The sequence below is a fragment of the Massilia genomosp. 1 genome, from assembly GCF_011682185.1.
In the GTDB taxonomy this organism is placed as follows: Bacteria; Pseudomonadota; Gammaproteobacteria; order Burkholderiales; family Burkholderiaceae_D; genus Telluria_A; species Telluria_A rubra.
Genome location: NZ_WHJF01000383.1, coordinates 1 through 508, shown reverse-complemented (window position 1 = coordinate 508; position 508 = coordinate 1). Strand labels below are relative to the sequence as shown.

Below are 508 nucleotides of genomic sequence, written 5' to 3'. Positions count from 1 at the left end.
CGTCAGGGTCCAGGTCGGGGAACATGACCTGCGTGTAGCCAAATTTGGTGAAGTCCTCGATCCGCATCGGGTACAGGATGCCGAGCAGGTGGTCGACTTCGTGCTGCACCACGCGCGCGTGAAAACCATCGACCTCGCGCACGATGCGCTTGCCATGCTGGTCCACGCCTTCATAGCGCAGTTGCGTGAAGCGCGGCACGCTGCCGCGCAGTCCCGGCACCGACAGGCAGCCTTCGAAGGCTTCTTCCTTGTCGTCGGAAAGGGGCGTGAGCACGGGATTGATCAGCACCGTCTGCGGCACCGCCGGCGCGTCCGGATAGCGCTGGTTATCCTTGAAGCCGAAAATCACCAGCTGCAGATTGACGCCAATCTGCGGCGCGGCCAGCCCGGCGCCATTCGCATGGTGCATGGTGTCGAACATGTCGGCGATCAGCGCCTCCATGGCCGGCGTGCCGAACTCGCGCACCGGTTCGGCCACCCGCAGCAAGCGCGCATCGCCCATCTTGAG

The 508-nt window shown here is 64.4% G+C and carries 1 protein-coding gene; it reads right to left on the bottom strand.

Going from position 1 to position 508, the window contains the following annotated elements; all coding sequences use genetic code 11:
- The coding region (def, locus tag F1735_RS34200) for a peptide deformylase (RefSeq protein ID WP_167241503.1) at positions 1-508 on the bottom strand (508 nt) is incomplete at both ends.